The organism is Candidatus Woesearchaeota archaeon, from assembly GCA_018303405.1.
In the GTDB taxonomy this organism is placed as follows: Archaea; Nanobdellota; Nanobdellia; order Woesearchaeales; family JABMPP01; genus JAGVYD01.
In genome coordinates this window covers 1-15,161 of sequence record JAGVYD010000013.1, presented here as the reverse complement: position 1 = coordinate 15,161, position 15,161 = coordinate 1, and the positions used below count along the sequence as shown (strand labels likewise).

Genomic DNA, 15,161 nt, shown 5'->3' with positions numbered 1-15,161 from the left:
ATGCCTGGAAAAAGGAGAGAATCCTCAAAGGGCCAAAAAACCTGCGTTTCATCTTTTACAGCAATGGTTGTGCTGGCTGTTTCCCTTTTCGTGCTTTCCTACACACTGGCATTCCACGCTGTAGCATTCAGCGAGGGATATTATTTTCATGAATTCAGCAAAAGGGAAACCCCGGCAGTTGCCAGATTCTATATGCAGCAAACTTCCGAAATATTGAGTTATTTCAGGTACGGCCAGGAATTTGACATTCTGCCAGGGGAATACTACACGCTCAAGGAAAGGCTCCACATGGTTGATGTGAAAAATATTGTGCAGAATGTCCTTGTGGCAGAGAAAATGAGCGTGCTGCTTGCATTTGCCATGGGATTTTGGCTTGTTTCTGCCCTTGGGAAGGAGAAAGGCCTGGAAAAAATCGGCAAGTCCCTGCGCGCGGGAGGGTATGCCGTGCTCGGCCTGGCCGCTGTTGTGATAATATCATTCTGGGATTTTGCTGAATTGTTTGGCAGGTTCCACCTCGCATTTTTCCAGGGCGACACATGGATGCTGTCAATGGACGACCTCCTGATTGAGATGTACCCGGAAAGCTTTTTTTTCAGGACCGGAATGATGGTTTTCCTGCTGGCCATAATTTACGGGATCGGCATGCTCCTGCTCGGGAAAAAACTGGGCGGCCTCTTTTCTGCTGCCAAAGAAGGCAAAAGGAAAAAACATAAATAGTGAAAATTTGTATTCTTTGACGAGGAATTGGCAAATGACTGACATGATTATCGCTGCAAACTGGAAAATGAACAAGACAGCTAAGGAGACGTATGTGTTCTTCAAGGATTTCAAGAGGATAATGAAGGAGAAGGAAGGGTCAGGGGCCGGGGAACGGCCTATAAAAAAAAGGCGCGAGAAAAAAATCATTGTTTTCCCGCCATTCACCTCGCTTTATGCCGCACAGCGCGCAGCTGCCGGGACAAAAATAATGATAGGCGCGCAGGACATGCATTTCCAGCCAAAAGGCGCATTCACTGGAGAAATATCGGCTGAGATGCTGGCTGAATTCGATGCAAAATTCTGCCTTGCGGGGCACTCTGAAAGGAGGCACATCCTTGAAGAGGACAACGCGACCATAAACAGGAAAGTTGCTGCAGCCCTGGAAAACAGGATGATGCCGGTCCTTTGCGTAGGCGAAACGCTGGATGAACGGGAAAAAGGCATGGCAAAGAGGGTGGTTGGGACGCAGCTCAGGGAAGGCCTGAAAGGGGTAGATGGAAAAAAAGTGCCAAAGGTAATTCTCGCCTATGAGCCGGTTTGGGCAATTGGCACCGGGAAGAATGCAACGCCTGAAGAGGCCAATGAAATGCACAATTTTATCAGAAATGCATTATTGGCAGCATATGGAAGGCAGGTATCAAGGATGTCAATCATCATTTATGGCGGAAGCGTGAACAGGGACAATTGCGCCCTGCTTTCTGCGCAAAGGGAAATAAACGGATTTCTGGTCGGCGGGGCAAGCCTGGACCCTGAACATTTTGCTGACATAATATTGAATTCCTGAATCTCAGAAAAGATGGCTGAAAATGGATGAGATAAGGCAGACAAGAAAAACATATGATGAATTTGCAGCAGTGCATGCGAATTATGCAAAGAAGACTGTGATGCATTCTGTTCCACAGCTTAAGGAGCCAAGCTCAAGGGACCACGATATAGAGCTTGTAAAGCGGGTCGCCGTAAGCCACCCAGCTGCCAGGATTGGCTGGGTCTTCGTAAAATACAACCAGATTAGTGATGTAGGTCCCGGAAGGAGCATCCTTAGCGACATTCGCGGCAATTGCATATTTTAGATTATCGTTATTCCGGATATTCCTGCCGGCAGCTGTTGTGTCATAAAGCAGGGCGATTTTGCTGAGCTCTGCGGGAGGGATGGCTGTGCCGTCTGGCGCATTCCCCTGGTAAGGGCTTGTGGCAACAGCGCCGGTGTTGTCCTGCGTTTGAATCCTGAAATTCGTGTTCGCCTGCAGTGTGTTGAGTATGCCTACGCCAAAAACAGCGGTTTCACCGCGCCTTATGGTCTTGGTGTCAAAGGGTATTACAACCCTGGAGCCGTCGTTTAGCAGCTCCTCCATCCTGTTGAGGGTATCGTCATCAATTCTGTCTGTTATGTCCCGGCTGCTTTCCATAATCTGCCTGGTAAAGTATATCCCAAAGCCGAACATGACAATGGAAAGTATAAGAATGACAAGAAAGTTGGCTGAAAGCTCAAAGCCCTTTTTGCTCATACGCCTCCATGCGGCACGGTGGTATAAATATATTTTGATTGCTGCGATAAATTTTCGGGATATTATCAGAAAGATTTATTAAGGATGATTATATTGATATAATCAAAGGTGATATTATGATTGAAGTTGAGGCGAATGTAAGGGAATGGGGGAGAAGCTTGGGAGTGGTTTTGCCCAAGGAAAAGCTGATCTCAGAAGGCATAGGCAAGGATGATACTGTCATGCTTTTAGTGGCCAAGAAGAGCAGAACCCTGAAAGACGCATTCGGAACGATGAAGTTCAGAAAAAGCACCCTGGAAATGCTGAAAGAATCAGATGAGGAAGCCTGGGATGAGTGAACAAATCTATTTTTTTGACACCTATGCATTTTTTGAGATAATTAGAGGGAGCTTTTCATATGAAAAGTACAAGGATGCCCATGCCATTACAACCGTATTCAACATGGCAGAGCTAAACTATAACCTCAAGAAAGAGGTTGGCAGCAAAATAGCGGACAAATATACAGACATGTTCAAGGATTTTGTAATGGAAGTAACCTTAGAGGACATAAAAAAGGCTATAAGCCTGAAGGTTAAGAAGAAACATTTGTCAATTCCAGACGCAGTTGGCTATGTTATATCTCAAAAATACAAAGTTAAGTTCTTAACAGGAGACTCAGACTTTGAGGGCATGCCAAATGTGGAGTATGTGAAATAAAAAAGTGGAAAAAGAAAAGAAGTAGAAAAAATAAAATTTACCTGATAATCTCGTATTCCTTCACAATGAGCATGAGGAACAATACAAGCACGATTGCGCCTGCCAGCATAATAGCCAGCCCCTTTGCAATTGTCTCGCCAGTGTCGGCAATCATTGACCACATTCCAAAGCCCATGATGATGAAGCCAAGCCACAGAAACTTGTCCAGGACAAGCTTCATAATCTCAAATTCCTCACTTGCTGTTAGTCGTTTTTTCATCGTGAATCACCTTTATTTGACAGTTACTATAAAGTCCACATATTTTGGCGGAACCTGAGCGTCATCTATGGAGCAAGCATAGACATCCCCTACTAGCGCTGTTTCATCAACCTGCACCCCGACGTTCCATGACGCAATTTTGTTTTGCTCTATGTTATTTCGTGCGTTGAGGCCAATTACAAACAATCTGCCGCCACCTATAGGATCAGCTGCAAGTTGGTCCTCGCATACAATGTTTGGATCCGGTGAAGCTGGGGCAATCAGGTCATTCAGCCAAGCGACCTGTACTGAAGTAGTAGTTCCTCTTGAAACAGATAACTGGTTTGAAGATACAGTAAATGGATTTGATGATGATGGAGGATTGGTCAAGTCACCTGCGCCTGAAGCAGTGTCAAACCTTTCAGTCATCTTCCCAAACATCCCTTTCATGAATCCTAATCCAAGCCCAAGCATTGTTATGGCAAGAATAAGAACAACTATAGCATTAACGGACAGGCTTAAAGAACCTTTCTTCATTCAATTCACCTCTTTTTATATACACTTCGACTGGTATTGACTGTAATATAGCCACATATAACTTACCTTATTTAAATATTTTTCTATTAGTGCCGAAGGAGAACCTGTGCCAAAAATGAAAGTATCATTGCGCAAGTTAAGTTGGTGATATAGAATGTTATTAGCTAAGATGCAGATTCTTGCCATGGCCCGAAATATCTTCGGAATTATATTGATAAGGCATATTAATTCTGGAAATAAAAAAGAAAGACCTCGCTCCAGACGAGGCGGCATACCCAAACAATTACTCGGTGAAAGAATATCGATTTCTGAGCATGCTCAAGAACTGCTCACTTTTTAGGCAGTATCCAAACACGCTGCCTGCTTTAGCAGGCAGTTCTTGACACCTCGCTCCAGACGAGGCGGCATACCCAAATGCCTTGCGGGTTCGAAGCTGTGACAAAACAGCGAAAATCTGCAGCACATTGGGTGCTGCTGCGGTATTCCCGCCTCCGCCGCACAAAAAGCTATAACATAGCAACATTTTTAAAGCGGCCATTTTTCCCAGTAAGCAATACTAACAAAGCGGATAGCATATTGGATTGCGCTTAACTTGGATATCTTCACATGATATCTCACGGAGTTTGAGGGGTTGAAGCGAAGCGAGACCCCTCCAAGACTAATTCGCTTGTTAACGGGGCAAGACCGTTATGGCAAAACTAAGAAAAGGTGTAGCATACAGAAAGCTTGAAAGGCCTTACACGCGAATATCCAAATACAGGCAGAAGTCTTTTATCAGGACAGCAAGGAACATAAGGGTAGTCAGGTTTAACATGGGCGAAACCAACAGGAAATTCCAGTACACGCTTAACCTTCTTTCAAAGTCAAGCTTCCAGCTGAGGCACAATGCAATTGAGGCTGCCAGGCAAAGCTCCAACAGGCTCCTCGAAAAAGTGCTTGGCAAGAGCGGCTATTTCATGAAAATAAGGGTTTATCCCCACCATGTCTTAAGGGAAAATCCACTGGCTGCAGGGGCGGGAGCAGACAGGATGAGCACAGGAATGCAGAAGTCGTTTGGAAAGCCAATCGGCTTTGCCGCGCAGGTCAAGGAAGGCAAGCCCATGGTTTCATTGTCTGTTGACAAGCAGCACCTGGACATTGCGAAAAAAGCGCTTATCAGGTTCTCGCATAAGGTGCCATGCAAGACAACAATTGAGACAATTGTAAATGCTCCGACAGCAAAGTAGAAGGCATAATTCTCACTTAGTATTTTTTACCATTCTAGCATAGGGAATAAAATATATATAGCCTGCAAGAATAATTTTTATAATGGCAGCAAGCACCACAGACCTTCTTCAAATCCTGGTAAAGAATGACTATGCCAAATCGCTTATAGTTTTTGTCTTTTTCCTTGTGATTGCCTATGTGATTCTCAGCCTGCTGAAAACCCTGGTCGGAAGCATGGTGCATAGGGACAAGTCAAGGCTTGACGAAATGCTGGTCAGAAAGCTTGAGACGCCCATAAGCCTGCTCATAGCCGGATTGGGCCTTAAATTCGCAGTGCTCCCGCTAAACCTCGAGGAGTCAGTGGGGGTGGTGGCAAACCATGGGATCAACACACTTCTCATAATTCTGGTAACGCACATGCTGATGGTGATTACCCATGTGGCGATGAATGCGCTCACCGACAAGTACAGGCCCACAGGCGTAGTGCACGGAAGGACAATTTTCCCGCTCCTGAAAAGCTTTATCTCGATTTTCGTGATTATGCTCGGCTTTCTTTTTGTGATGGTTGAATGGGATGTCCAGGTTGGGCCGTTCCTTGCAAGCCTTGGCCTGCTAGGCCTGGCTGTGTCCCTTGCGCTGAAAGACAGCCTTGCCAATGTCTTTGGCGGCATATCATTGATTCTTGACAAGAATTTCAATGTAGGCGATCATGTGAAGCTTGACCAGGGGGAAATAGGGCAGGTCATAGACATCGGAATCAGGAGCACAAGAATCAAGACATTTGACAATGAGGAGATCATAATGCCCAATAACCTTTTGTCCAACATGAAGATAGTCAATTTGGCCAGGCCAGACCCGACAATACGGATTGCGCTTGCTATAGGCGTTGACTATGGCTCTGACCCGCACAAAGTGAAGAGAGTGCTTCTGCAGACTCTGCAGAATATAAATGGCATAATGCATGACCCCAAACCACGGGTAAATTTTAATAAGATGGCTGATTACTATCTTGAGTTCAAGGTGTATTTTTATGTCCCATCATTCTCTGAAAAGCTCGACACTGAAGACACTGTAACAACTGCAATCTGGTATGCCCTGAAAAAAGAGAAAATCAATATCCCCTTCCCAACCAGGACAATCTTTATGGAAAAGGCAAAGGGGAATTAGCAGGATTAGGGGAAGTTTTCAGGAGCCAAAAATTAGGCCGCCTGAGAGTTATGGGCTCTTAAGAGAAGCACCTAAAGCGCCCATAATCTCCTTTTTAAGAATTTCAGCCTCGGCCACTGCACGGTATTTGGACACTGCAGCCTGCGCAATTGGGCTTTCGACAATGTCTGTCTTGGAAACATAGACAATCACCTGCTTCTTGAATCCCCTGACCATTTTGAGCAATTTTTCCTGGTCCTTTATTGGATAAGGCTCTGTCGGGTCAATGACATAGACAAATGCATCTGCGCAGTGCTTCATGGCAAGGTAAGCCTGTTTTTCAACCATGTTCATCTTATTGAACCTGTTGAGAGTGCCAGGTGTGTCAAGCACCTGGATCCTTTCATCGCCTTCCCTGAAATAGGAAATGTTGATTCGTTTTGTGGTAAATGCATAATTGGCAATCTCGGGCCTTGAGCCGGTCAGGCGGAACAATAAGGTTGTCTTGCCGACATTTGGAAACCCCGCAAGCACCACAGTCTTTGTCTCTGTCTTGACTGTCGGGTATTCCTTCATTGTTTTTCTTGCGCTTTCAAGATACTTGAAGGCCTTGTCCATCTGGTAAAATATGCTGCTGACCCGGCCAAAAAACTGCTTCCTGAATTCCTCCATCTGCCTGAAATCGCGTGCAGACCTGATTTTCGGGATGTATTGCCTGTAGAACTCCTCAACCTTTGCCCTGCCCCAGTTCATGGTGCCAAGGGATTTTTTCAGGCTGTAGTAATCCAGCGTGACTTTTACAAGCTCATAGTAGAAAGTTGGCAGCGAGGAAATGTCCGGGAATGACTTTAAGATGGTGGACAGGCTGCTGACCATGCTGTTCTTGATGGCAGTGACCCTGGCATACTCCATATTTTTTGTCCTGTCCAGCCTCGGCTTATCCCGGCTCGGCTTGTTCTGGAGCTTGAACCGCACTGCAGCCTGCTGGCCGTTCCTGAATGCCGTGTCCAGGTAAAACTGTGCGCTCTCAACTTTTGTCAGGGTTTGAAAATTCATGCTTTTGCAAATACACCAACCTTTTTAAAGGGCTTGTTTTTTCCTTGTATCGCTGAGGCTGCTCCATTGGAGTCCAGTCCTCGGGAGGAATGATATGCATGGCTGATTTTAAAATTGTAATATCTGACCCTAAAACGGGCAAAAGTTACCAGAAGGAACTAAAGGACCCTGATTCTAAGAACCTTTTTGGGATGAAGATTGGCGACACTGTCAAAGGTGAATTGTTCGGCCTGACAGGCTATGAGATGATGATTACAGGCGGAAGCGACAACTGCGGATTCCCGATGAGAAGGGATGTCATCGGCACAGCAAGAAAAAGGATTCTCTCCACAAAAGGCAGCGGCGTCCGCGACATTGAATACGGCGACAGGAAAAGGAAGTCGGTTGCGGGGAACACAATTTTTGACCTTACAGCCCAAGTCAACCTCAAGGTCACAAAACAGGGCAAGGAGCCCATGGAGCCAAAAGCTGAAAAAGCAGAGGATGCCAAGGAAGAAAAGGCTGCGCCAGCAAAGGAAGCACCTGCCGAGGCAAAGGTAGAAAAGCATGCTGGAAAGGATGTGAAAGGCGACCATCACAAGCATGAGAAAAAGGCTGAGGAAAAAACCCCAGAGGATAAGCAATAAATGGTCAAGAAGAAGCAGCACACAGACGTTGAAAACAGCCAGCCGGAAGTAAACATAGGGCTTGTAGGGCATGTTGACCACGGCAAGACAACGCTCACGGAAAGGCTTTCCGGCAAGTGGACAGACACTCATTCTGAAGAAATCAAAAGGGGCATCACGATAAGGCTTGGTTACGCTGATTCGGTTTTCAGGAAATGCCCGGATACAGATGATGCAGAAGGCTACACAACAGCTGCAAAATGCCCGCACTGCGGCAAAGATTCAGTCGCTGTACGAAAAGTCAGCTTCGTGGATGCGCCAGGCCACGAATCGCTTATGGCAACCATGCTTGCCGGGACAACAATCATGGACGGTGCCCTGCTTGTCATTGCCGCAAATGAAAGGTGCCCGCAGCCGCAGACACAGGAACACCTGATGGCCCTGGACATTGTGGGCGTGGAGAATGTTGTGGTTGTGCAGAATAAGATAGACCTTGTGTCAAGGGACGATGCGGTCAGGAATTTTAAGCAGATTAAGGCATTCCTGAAGGGCACGCGATATGAGAATGTGCCCATTGTGCCGATAACAGCGCAGCACAATATCAATATTGGCTTCCTGATCAAGGCGATCGAGGATACCGTCAAGACTCCCAACAGGGACAGCAAAAAAGACCCGCTCATGCTAGTAGCGAGGAGCTTTGACATCAACAGGCCAGGCACTGCCATAGAAGGCCTGAAAGGCGGCGTCCTCGGCGGGACGCTGAAAGAGGGCATGCTTACGATAGGGGACGAAATTGAGATTCGGCCTGGAAGGATGGTCGAGGAAAAAAACCAGAAGGTATGGAAGCCGATAAAGACAACAATCATGAGCATTGTGACCGGCGGGAAGGAAGCCAAGGAAATCAGCCCTGGCGGCTCGATGGGGGTGCTTACAAGCCTCGACCCTTCAATTGTCAAGTCTGACAAGCTGACTGGGAATGTCGTTGGAAAGGTCGGCAAGCTTCCTGAGGTGTGGTATGAGTTCAATCTCGGCGTCAACCTGTTGGAGAGGGTTGTTGGGTCAGAGAAGGAGCTTAATGTCGAGCCCATCAAGATGGGGGAAGTCCTTATGCTTAATGTCAATTCAGCAGCTACTGTCGGCATTGTGGACAAGCTGGGAAAAAACCAGATACACTGCAAGCTGAAGCTTCCTGTCTGCGCCGAGAAAAGCTCAAGAATCACAATTTCAAGGAGGATTGGGACAAGGTTCAGGCTGATTGGATTTGGGACAATCCTCAAATAAAGCCAGGCGTGCTTTGGTGTTCTTCCAAAAAAAATTTATATAGTAAGATGAATTCATTGGCAGCATGGGGCTTAAAAAACAGGTTGCTGATTACTGGGTTGAGCTGGTTGCGTCGGCTGTTTTTCTTTTATCCGTCTATAGGATTGTCGTCATACTTTATTCAAGGCCATTGGGAGAGCTGTGGACAAGCTTTGGGATTGCAGTGATATCGCTGCTCCTCATGAATTACAAGAACCTCGGCCACCACATAACTGGAAAATCCCTGAAAAGGCCCGGATAAGGAAACTCCCCCATTTGCCTACATTGTGCTGCGTACTTTTGACAAACCATTTGGCCAAATTCTGAGAAAATTGGAAATCCAAAACTCTTACTCAAATCCCCATTTCCTGACATCGCGCAGGATGTAGAGATAGCCGACAAACATGAGGAAATTTCCCATGAAAAGCACTGACAGCAGGTAGATTATGGCTGAGCGTGTATCACGGGCAAACATTGATGCCAGGCCGAAAATATTGAAGAAAATCGCAAATGCGCAGTAGTATAGCGGAAGGGCAATCTCATATTGTTTCTTTGTCATTAATTTGCTTATGACTCCCAATATTTCACCTCTTTTTAAAAAATTATGATTAACTGGTTAAAATACTTTTCGATTAGCAGGTCATTACAGCAATTGGATTGCCCCGGTCATCAATGACATTGAACTCAAGCTCAGGGCTTCCTATGCCTGCCCCCCGCCTCCCAGTCAGCTCTGAAATGTCTATGAGGTTGCCATCCTGGTCCTCGAAATGGATGCAAAAGTCATTGGTCAGGCCAAGCTGTTTTTTAAGGTCTGAATATTTTGTCTGCGCGAATTCCTGGAGCTTATCCTTGTCCACTTCCTGGCCAACGATGAAAGTGATGACGTTTTGCGCTGATGCCTGGCCGGCAAGGTCCGGGTTAGTGGCCTCCTCAATGCTTTTGAGCATTATGGCCTTGTCTGTCTCAAGGCTTTCCTGCATGACTTTCTTGGGCGCCACGTTTATCACGTAGATTGCCAATATCAGGAAGTAGACTGCAATGATGCTGACTATGATGGGGTTCAACAGGGTTTTCAGGCCAGGCTTCCTGGCTACTTTGCCAGCAGCTGGCAAGACTTGGGGCTTTGCTTTTGAGATTGTTTTTCCTTTTTTCATTTTAGATGCCCTTTTCCTCTTGGCCATTGGATGCGTGCGCCTCTTTTGTCAAAATTAAACCGGACAATCCTGCCACAATTAAGGACTGTATATGTACATGATTTTAAATGTTATGGATTATGTGCTGCAGGGCACTGCGCCCTGCGGGATTCCGAATTCATCCAGCACAGTATAATTTATGTCCGTGCTCCCGAACCCAATGCCGTACTTGTTGGTCACTGCGGAGATATTTATCAGGTTGCCGTCCTTGTCGACAAAGTAAACGCAGTAGTCGTTGCGGATTCCGAGCAGGATTTTGCTGTAGGGGTAATCCTGCGAGCATTGCTCAAGCTTTAGCTTGTCGATTTTATTGCCGATGATGAAAGCGCAGGGGTTGTTGATGTTGATTTCTGAGGCAACCATTGCCTGGGACATCTTTTCCGTTTCCCTCAGCAGCTCGCTGACATTGTCATCATCAGATTTCTTGTCAACGATGTAAAAGAACAGGCCAAGGCCGAGAACAAATATGCCAATCCCAATCATGACATCCATGCCCCAGTTTTGGGCTTTCCTGCTAAGTGTCCTGTCTCTTGTCATTTTATTATTGCCTGTTTGCATTTATCGCATGCCGGCATTCGGCAGGCAGTAGTGAGGGTTTATGCAACATTGACTGGATATTGGGCCCTGGTGCACCCACATGCTCTGCTGTTGAGCCCAAAAGATGGCAGGCTTTAATATTTTTTTGGTTGGCTTGGCAAAAACAGGCTTTGGCAAAAACAGGCAGGCAATAATCCACTTCATATATAATCCGCTTGCCAGGATAGGCATGAGCGCACAGTGCACGCATAGCGCAGGAGATCAGGGGCATGCGGCGGTATTCAGGCACACGACATTGTCCCTTTTTTGGATGGTGTTGCTGCCCTGGACAATCGTTCCCACAACATCCTTTTGCACCATATCAACAATTTCAACTTCAATCGGGTTGTTTACAGACTTGATTATGACTTCACTATGGTTCTTGATATCATTGTCATAGTGCAGCTCGGCGGTGAAATTTATTCCATCGATGGAAACTGGCACCTCGAAAGTGCGGGTGTAGCCATCCTCAGAGGATGATGCCAATATGATTTCATCAGATATCAACAGCGAAATTTCCCTGAGTATCTGAGTGTCGCGCTCTTTTTTGGCTGAAATGCTGCTATTGGTGATTACAATGAAGAATGTGGTGAATACTACGAGCATGAGGCCTGTTACCATTACAAGCTCAAATGCAGACTGCCCGCGCCTGTTTGCCTCAAAATTGCGTGGTTTTTTGCCCTGATAATGCGCATAGGATTGATTGTGCATTTTGTTGGTGGATGGGCGTGGCAGTTTCTTTATTCAAAAGTTATATTGACATAGCCGCCCATGGACTGTATGCCAATCAGCTTAAGCCCCTTTGTAGTGCTTTCCTCCCCGAAAGTGCCATTTATCGGGACATTGGCAGGGATGACAACTGAATTATCGTCTGCCAAATGGAAAACCAGCTCATATGCAGTTACAGAAGGGTCCTGCAATATTTCGATGCTGACCACGCCTTCCGGCATGTTTTCTTCCCGGGTCACCTTGGAAGGAGGCCCAAGATAATAGATGGATTCAGCGTCGTGCACAATGTTGCGGCCAATCGTATACATCCTGCCAAGATTTACCTCTGCCGTGGACTTTTGGGTATAGGAATAAAAAAGGTAGACAACAGGAATAAGGACAATCATGGCAATGGCTACCACCATGATATGCTCAAGGGAAACCTGCGCATTGATACCAGGTGCCTTTTTCCTCTTTTTATGATGCGATCGTGCCATTGTGCCAAATGCGGTGAATTTGTGCAACAAATATTCCTGCGTTGCGGGCTAATGTGCAAAGGTGCGCAAGAAGTATAAATATTTGATGATTAAGCGCTTTAAAGTATTTATACCAAAGGCTTCTCAAGCTTGGCAAGCAGCTCGCCCTGCATTGTGTGCTCAAAGTCAGCGGTGCTGTCATCGTAGAAATAAACCACATCCATCCTGACCTTGGCCTTTCCCTCGGCCTGGCTCATTTTATCGCATGGTATCTTTATGGTGGAATCGTAGGTGTTTTCAAGATGCCAGCCGGGCATGCCGTTGAAAGTTTTCCTGTAATTGGCCAATGGATTGCACCCGACATAGCTGTCATCCGGAGCTGTGAACAGGCTGGCAGGGTCCAGGTTGCCGCATCCTGAGCAGTCAACCCCATTGCAGGTTGGCTTGGTAAGCTCGGATGTGAACTTGCCAACACCGGAATCGCACATGATAATGCCCTTTTCATCTGCAACGCGCAGCCGTGTGATGATAATTCCCTGGCCAATGCCATTCTGGAGCATCAGCCTCACAGACTTGTCAACGGCGTCAATCCTGTGATCCTTGCAGTACAATCCAAGCTGCAGGGTGCATTTCTCCGGGAGAAGGAAACTTGGGTTCAGCACGCCAAAATAAGCCAGTGTGCCAATCACCACCAGGACAACCAAGATGGCCCAGCCATAAGTCATTAAGAATTCTAAAGCTGCCTGGCCTCTTTTTTTTACCATGATAATCCCTATTTAACAATTCAAAAGTTAAAAAAATGCTAAAAATGATTAGTCCACTCTGGCAGTGAGTTCGCCCTCAGCTACATGCGTAAAAGCCGGGCCGCTCTCGGTCTGGTAATATGTCAGTGATACCCGCCATTGCTGCTTGCTGCTGGTGGGATTAATGCCAAAAGCGCCTTTACTGCAGGTGATATCAACAAAGAACTCTTCACCTGAGAAGATGAGGTTTGGAGGACTTCTTGTGGTTATATTCCACACCTCTGATGAAGAATTGCCGCATCCCTGTGGTGTGAAGGAGCTTGTTGCATTCACCATTGTAAATACAATATCTTTCCCAAGACCATTGAGCAGACTGAGTGTTATTCTGTCTGTAGTGCTGTCAACATTAAAATCCTTGCAGGTGATACCTGGGCCCATGGTGCATTTCTCCGGAAGCAGGAAACTCGGATTCAACACACCGAAATATGCCAATGCGCCAATGACAACAAGAACAACAAGAATCGCCCAACCATAAGTCATTAAAAATTCCAACGCGGCTTGACCTTTTTTTTTCATTTACATCCCTCACATCAAAAAGGTAGTTTGTTAATAATCATAATATATTAACATACAAATTAACATTTACTTATTTCAATCCAGTATATAAATTTTTCTATAGGAAAGCTTAGCAGAAAACTTCGCCTGAAGGCTCAGGTTTTGCCATCGGCTCGCATGGGCATCTTATTCACGAGGGCAGTTTTCTCTATGGAACTCTGAAAACTGCTGTCTGCCTTATTTCCAGATGCTCGCAGAATTGATGGCAAAACGTAAACTTTTCTACTAAGCTTATAGGAAAGGAATTCGACAAGACCCGCCTGCGGGGATGGGACACTACTTCAGCATGGCATAAATTACCGGCAAAAAAATGGGCTGGGCTGCTCTTGCGCTAATTAACAAGAGTCTGCGTTCGCTCGGGTCCAACAGAAACAATGCTTATCTTTGCGCCGGACTCCTTTTGGATAAAATCAACAAGGGCTTTGGCTTCAGGCGGCAGGCCAGCGAATGACTTCACTGATGAGATATCCTTTTTCCATGATTTGAATTCCCTGTAGACAGGAACAATGGACTCGGCATCTTTTGATTTTGCTGGAAAATTCTCCAATTTCTTTCCATTTACTGTGTAAGAAGTGCATACTTTTATTGCGCTGAGGCCGGTCAGAACATCCAGCTTTGTGATTGCCAATGAGGTGATTCCATTTGTCCGGATGGCATGGCGCAATGCAACCAAATCAAGCCAGCCGCACCTTCGCGGCCTGCCTGTTGTTGAGCCGAACTCATGGCCAATTTCCCTTATCCTGTCCCCGACCTTATCCTTAATTTCAGTTGGAAAGGGCCCGCTGCCGACCCTTGTTGCATAAGCTTTTGTCACGCCAATAATTTCAGTGATAATTCGCGGGCTTATCCCCAGGCCAGAGCAAATGCCTCCTATCCCTGCATTGGACGAGGTTACATAGGGATATGTTCCATGGTCAATGTCAAGCATGGCTCCCTGCGCCCCTTCAAGCAGAATGTCTTTCTGCTGTGCCGCGTGCCCATTTATCAAAACAGATGTATCAGTGACAAATGGCTTAAGCTCCTTTGCATATTTAGTGTATTCCTTGAAAACAGCTTCAAAATCAATTGCCCCTGATTTAAATTGCTGCGTGAGGATGAAATTTTTTTCATCAACATTTCGCCTGAGCAAATCCCTGAACACTGCGGGGTCAACAAACTCGGCCATGCGAATTCCTGTCCGGCTTGCCTTGTCAGCATATGCCGGCCCAATTCCCCGGCCGGTTGTGCCAATCTTGTGCTCTGTTGCCTCTGCAGCAGACTCTCTCGCCCTGTCCAAGGCAATGTGGGTTGGGAGGATTATATGCGCCCGGTCACTAATGAACAGATTCCTTGGAGTTATGGAAATTCCCTTGGCCTTCAATGCTGAGATTTCACCCAGCAGAACCTTGGGATCAATCACTGTGCCGTTTCCGATGATGCATGCTGTTGAAGAGTGGAGAATTCCTGACGGCAGAAGGTGCAGGACTGTTTTTTCCTTGCCCACGACGACTGTGTGGCCTGCATTATTGCCTCCTGTTGCCCTTGCAACAACCGGGCATTTATCAGCCATAAGGTCAATGACCTTTCCCTTGCCCTCATCGCCCCATTGGGCACCAATAACAGCAACAACTTTTGCCATGGAAGGAAAAAATCATGAGTGTTTTAAATAGTTTTGCGAACCAATGCAAAGAATCCAAAAAAAATTTGGTGAATGCACCAGCCACAGGCCTAGTAGAAAATCCCATCGGCGATAGCCGATGTTGTAGGCTATCAGCCTACAAAACAGCTCAGCTGCCTGCGTTCTTATGTGCCTTGACCTTACAT

The 15,161-nt window shown here is 46.3% G+C and carries 21 protein-coding genes; 9 read left to right on the top strand and 12 right to left on the bottom strand.

Translation table 11 applies throughout. The features are described 5' to 3' along the window. Together J4227_04820 and tpiA are read left to right on the top strand one after the other, a co-directional pair. Positions 1-717: a DUF1461 domain-containing protein gene (locus J4227_04820; protein MBS3109822.1), complete on the top strand. Its 717-nt coding sequence runs from the start codon at positions 1-3 to the stop codon at positions 715-717. Positions 718-751: 34 nt separating this feature from the next. After that, positions 752-1,543 (top strand): triose-phosphate isomerase, encoded by a 792-nt coding sequence (gene tpiA, locus J4227_04815; protein MBS3109821.1) that lies wholly within the window; start codon positions 752-754, stop codon positions 1,541-1,543. Positions 1,544-1,676: 133 nt separating this feature from the next. Here tpiA and J4227_04810 read toward each other — a convergent pair whose 3' ends face one another. Further along, on the bottom strand, positions 1,677-2,264 hold the full coding sequence (locus J4227_04810; GenBank protein MBS3109820.1) for a hypothetical protein: 588 nt from the start codon (positions 2,262-2,264) through the stop codon (positions 1,677-1,679). A gap of 116 nt (positions 2,265-2,380) precedes the next feature. On the opposite strand from J4227_04810, the gene J4227_04805 reads away from it, so the two are divergent. Next, a complete protein-coding gene (locus J4227_04805) occupies positions 2,381-2,602 on the top strand; it encodes a hypothetical protein (protein ID MBS3109819.1) in 222 nt (73 codons plus the stop codon). Further along, on the top strand, positions 2,595-2,960 hold the full coding sequence (locus tag J4227_04800) for a PIN domain-containing protein (protein MBS3109818.1): 366 nt from the start codon (positions 2,595-2,597) through the stop codon (positions 2,958-2,960). Before J4227_04805 ends, J4227_04800 begins: the two co-directional genes overlap by 8 nt. A gap of 37 nt (positions 2,961-2,997) precedes the next feature. Here J4227_04800 and J4227_04795 read toward each other — a convergent pair whose 3' ends face one another. Continuing rightward, on the bottom strand, positions 2,998-3,219 hold the full coding sequence (locus J4227_04795) for a hypothetical protein (GenBank protein ID MBS3109817.1): 222 nt from the start codon (positions 3,217-3,219) through the stop codon (positions 2,998-3,000). A gap of 12 nt (positions 3,220-3,231) precedes the next feature. Then, on the bottom strand, positions 3,232-3,735 hold the full coding sequence (locus J4227_04790; protein MBS3109816.1) for a hypothetical protein: 504 nt from the start codon (positions 3,733-3,735) through the stop codon (positions 3,232-3,234). A 689-nt stretch (positions 3,736-4,424) separates the two neighbouring features. Between J4227_04790 and J4227_04785 the strand changes: the two genes are divergently transcribed. Next, the gene (locus J4227_04785; protein MBS3109815.1) at positions 4,425-4,961 is read left to right on the top strand and encodes a 50S ribosomal protein L16; all 537 of its coding nucleotides are present in this window, start codon (positions 4,425-4,427) and stop codon (positions 4,959-4,961) included. Between the two features lie 82 nt (positions 4,962-5,043). Then, a complete protein-coding gene (locus tag J4227_04780) occupies positions 5,044-6,108 on the top strand; it encodes a mechanosensitive ion channel family protein (protein ID MBS3109814.1) in 1,065 nt (354 codons plus the stop codon). Between the two features lie 48 nt (positions 6,109-6,156). Here J4227_04780 and J4227_04775 read toward each other — a convergent pair whose 3' ends face one another. Further along, positions 6,157-7,143 carry a 50S ribosome-binding GTPase gene (locus J4227_04775; GenBank protein ID MBS3109813.1) on the bottom strand — a complete coding sequence of 329 codons (987 nt, stop codon included), beginning with the start codon at positions 7,141-7,143 and terminating at the stop codon, positions 6,157-6,159. 98 nt (positions 7,144-7,241) lie between these two features. Between J4227_04775 and J4227_04770 the strand changes: the two genes are divergently transcribed. The 3 genes from J4227_04770 to J4227_04760 all read left to right on the top strand — a co-directional run bounded on the left by J4227_04770 (position 7,242) and on the right by J4227_04760 (position 9,309). Further along, positions 7,242-7,769 carry a 30S ribosomal protein S6e gene (locus J4227_04770; protein ID MBS3109812.1) on the top strand — a complete coding sequence of 176 codons (528 nt, stop codon included), beginning with the start codon at positions 7,242-7,244 and terminating at the stop codon, positions 7,767-7,769. Next, complete coding sequence (locus J4227_04765; GenBank protein ID MBS3109811.1) at positions 7,770-9,029, top strand: translation initiation factor IF-2 subunit gamma; 1,260 nt, start codon at positions 7,770-7,772, stop codon at positions 9,027-9,029. Between the two features lie 64 nt (positions 9,030-9,093). After that, positions 9,094-9,309, top strand: coding sequence for a hypothetical protein (locus J4227_04760; protein ID MBS3109810.1), 216 nt, complete (start codon positions 9,094-9,096; stop codon positions 9,307-9,309). Positions 9,310-9,396: 87 nt separating this feature from the next. Here the strand turns inward: J4227_04760 and J4227_04755 are convergent, their stop codons facing one another. The 8 genes from J4227_04755 to J4227_04720 all read right to left on the bottom strand — a co-directional run bounded on the left by J4227_04755 (position 9,397) and on the right by J4227_04720 (position 14,976). Continuing rightward, on the bottom strand, positions 9,397-9,606 hold the full coding sequence (locus tag J4227_04755) for a hypothetical protein (protein MBS3109809.1): 210 nt from the start codon (positions 9,604-9,606) through the stop codon (positions 9,397-9,399). Positions 9,607-9,679: 73 nt separating this feature from the next. Beyond that, positions 9,680-10,201 (bottom strand): hypothetical protein, encoded by a 522-nt coding sequence (locus J4227_04750; protein ID MBS3109808.1) that lies wholly within the window; start codon positions 10,199-10,201, stop codon positions 9,680-9,682. Positions 10,202-10,318: 117 nt separating this feature from the next. Further along, positions 10,319-10,777, bottom strand: coding sequence for a hypothetical protein (locus J4227_04745; protein ID MBS3109807.1), 459 nt, complete (start codon positions 10,775-10,777; stop codon positions 10,319-10,321). A gap of 261 nt (positions 10,778-11,038) precedes the next feature. After that, positions 11,039-11,527, bottom strand: coding sequence for a hypothetical protein (locus tag J4227_04740; GenBank protein MBS3109806.1), 489 nt, complete (start codon positions 11,525-11,527; stop codon positions 11,039-11,041). A gap of 29 nt (positions 11,528-11,556) precedes the next feature. Beyond that, on the bottom strand, positions 11,557-12,021 hold the full coding sequence (locus tag J4227_04735) for a hypothetical protein (protein MBS3109805.1): 465 nt from the start codon (positions 12,019-12,021) through the stop codon (positions 11,557-11,559). Between the two features lie 107 nt (positions 12,022-12,128). Then, positions 12,129-12,764 (bottom strand): hypothetical protein, encoded by a 636-nt coding sequence (locus J4227_04730; GenBank protein ID MBS3109804.1) that lies wholly within the window; start codon positions 12,762-12,764, stop codon positions 12,129-12,131. Between the two features lie 48 nt (positions 12,765-12,812). Then, on the bottom strand, positions 12,813-13,319 hold the full coding sequence (locus J4227_04725; GenBank protein ID MBS3109803.1) for a hypothetical protein: 507 nt from the start codon (positions 13,317-13,319) through the stop codon (positions 12,813-12,815). Positions 13,320-13,689: 370 nt separating this feature from the next. Next, entirely contained in the window at positions 13,690-14,976 is a 1,287-nt protein-coding gene (locus tag J4227_04720; protein MBS3109802.1) for an adenylosuccinate synthase, read from the bottom strand. Positions 14,977-15,161: the final 185 nt, after the last annotated feature.

Bases quoted from the DNA above. Each gene is read 5' to 3' on its own strand.
- J4227_04820 (MBS3109822.1), top strand. From the start codon at position 1: ATGCCTGGAAAAAGGAGAGAATCCTCAAAGGGCCAAAAAACCTGCGTT.
- tpiA (MBS3109821.1), top strand. From the start codon at position 752: ATGACTGACATGATTATCGCTGCAAACTGGAAAATGAACAAGACAGCT.
- J4227_04810 (MBS3109820.1), bottom strand. From the start codon at position 2,264: ATGAGCAAAAAGGGCTTTGAGCTTTCAGCCAACTTTCTTGTCATTCTT.
- J4227_04805 (MBS3109819.1), top strand. From the start codon at position 2,381: ATGATTGAAGTTGAGGCGAATGTAAGGGAATGGGGGAGAAGCTTGGGA.
- J4227_04800 (MBS3109818.1), top strand. From the start codon at position 2,595: ATGAGTGAACAAATCTATTTTTTTGACACCTATGCATTTTTTGAGATA.
- J4227_04795 (MBS3109817.1), bottom strand. From the start codon at position 3,219: ATGAAAAAACGACTAACAGCAAGTGAGGAATTTGAGATTATGAAGCTT.
- J4227_04790 (MBS3109816.1), bottom strand. From the start codon at position 3,735: ATGAAGAAAGGTTCTTTAAGCCTGTCCGTTAATGCTATAGTTGTTCTT.
- J4227_04785 (MBS3109815.1), top strand. From the start codon at position 4,425: ATGGCAAAACTAAGAAAAGGTGTAGCATACAGAAAGCTTGAAAGGCCT.
- J4227_04780 (MBS3109814.1), top strand. From the start codon at position 5,044: ATGGCAGCAAGCACCACAGACCTTCTTCAAATCCTGGTAAAGAATGAC.
- J4227_04775 (MBS3109813.1), bottom strand. From the start codon at position 7,143: ATGAATTTTCAAACCCTGACAAAAGTTGAGAGCGCACAGTTTTACCTG.
- J4227_04770 (MBS3109812.1), top strand. From the start codon at position 7,242: ATGGCTGATTTTAAAATTGTAATATCTGACCCTAAAACGGGCAAAAGT.
- J4227_04765 (MBS3109811.1), top strand. From the start codon at position 7,770: ATGGTCAAGAAGAAGCAGCACACAGACGTTGAAAACAGCCAGCCGGAA.
- J4227_04760 (MBS3109810.1), top strand. From the start codon at position 9,094: ATGGGGCTTAAAAAACAGGTTGCTGATTACTGGGTTGAGCTGGTTGCG.
- J4227_04755 (MBS3109809.1), bottom strand. From the start codon at position 9,606: ATGACAAAGAAACAATATGAGATTGCCCTTCCGCTATACTACTGCGCA.
- J4227_04750 (MBS3109808.1), bottom strand. From the start codon at position 10,201: ATGAAAAAAGGAAAAACAATCTCAAAAGCAAAGCCCCAAGTCTTGCCA.
- J4227_04745 (MBS3109807.1), bottom strand. From the start codon at position 10,777: ATGACAAGAGACAGGACACTTAGCAGGAAAGCCCAAAACTGGGGCATG.
- J4227_04740 (MBS3109806.1), bottom strand. From the start codon at position 11,527: ATGCACAATCAATCCTATGCGCATTATCAGGGCAAAAAACCACGCAAT.
- J4227_04735 (MBS3109805.1), bottom strand. From the start codon at position 12,021: ATGGCACGATCGCATCATAAAAAGAGGAAAAAGGCACCTGGTATCAAT.
- J4227_04730 (MBS3109804.1), bottom strand. From the start codon at position 12,764: ATGGTAAAAAAAAGAGGCCAGGCAGCTTTAGAATTCTTAATGACTTAT.
- J4227_04725 (MBS3109803.1), bottom strand. From the start codon at position 13,319: ATGAAAAAAAAAGGTCAAGCCGCGTTGGAATTTTTAATGACTTATGGT.
- J4227_04720 (MBS3109802.1), bottom strand. From the start codon at position 14,976: ATGGCAAAAGTTGTTGCTGTTATTGGTGCCCAATGGGGCGATGAGGGC.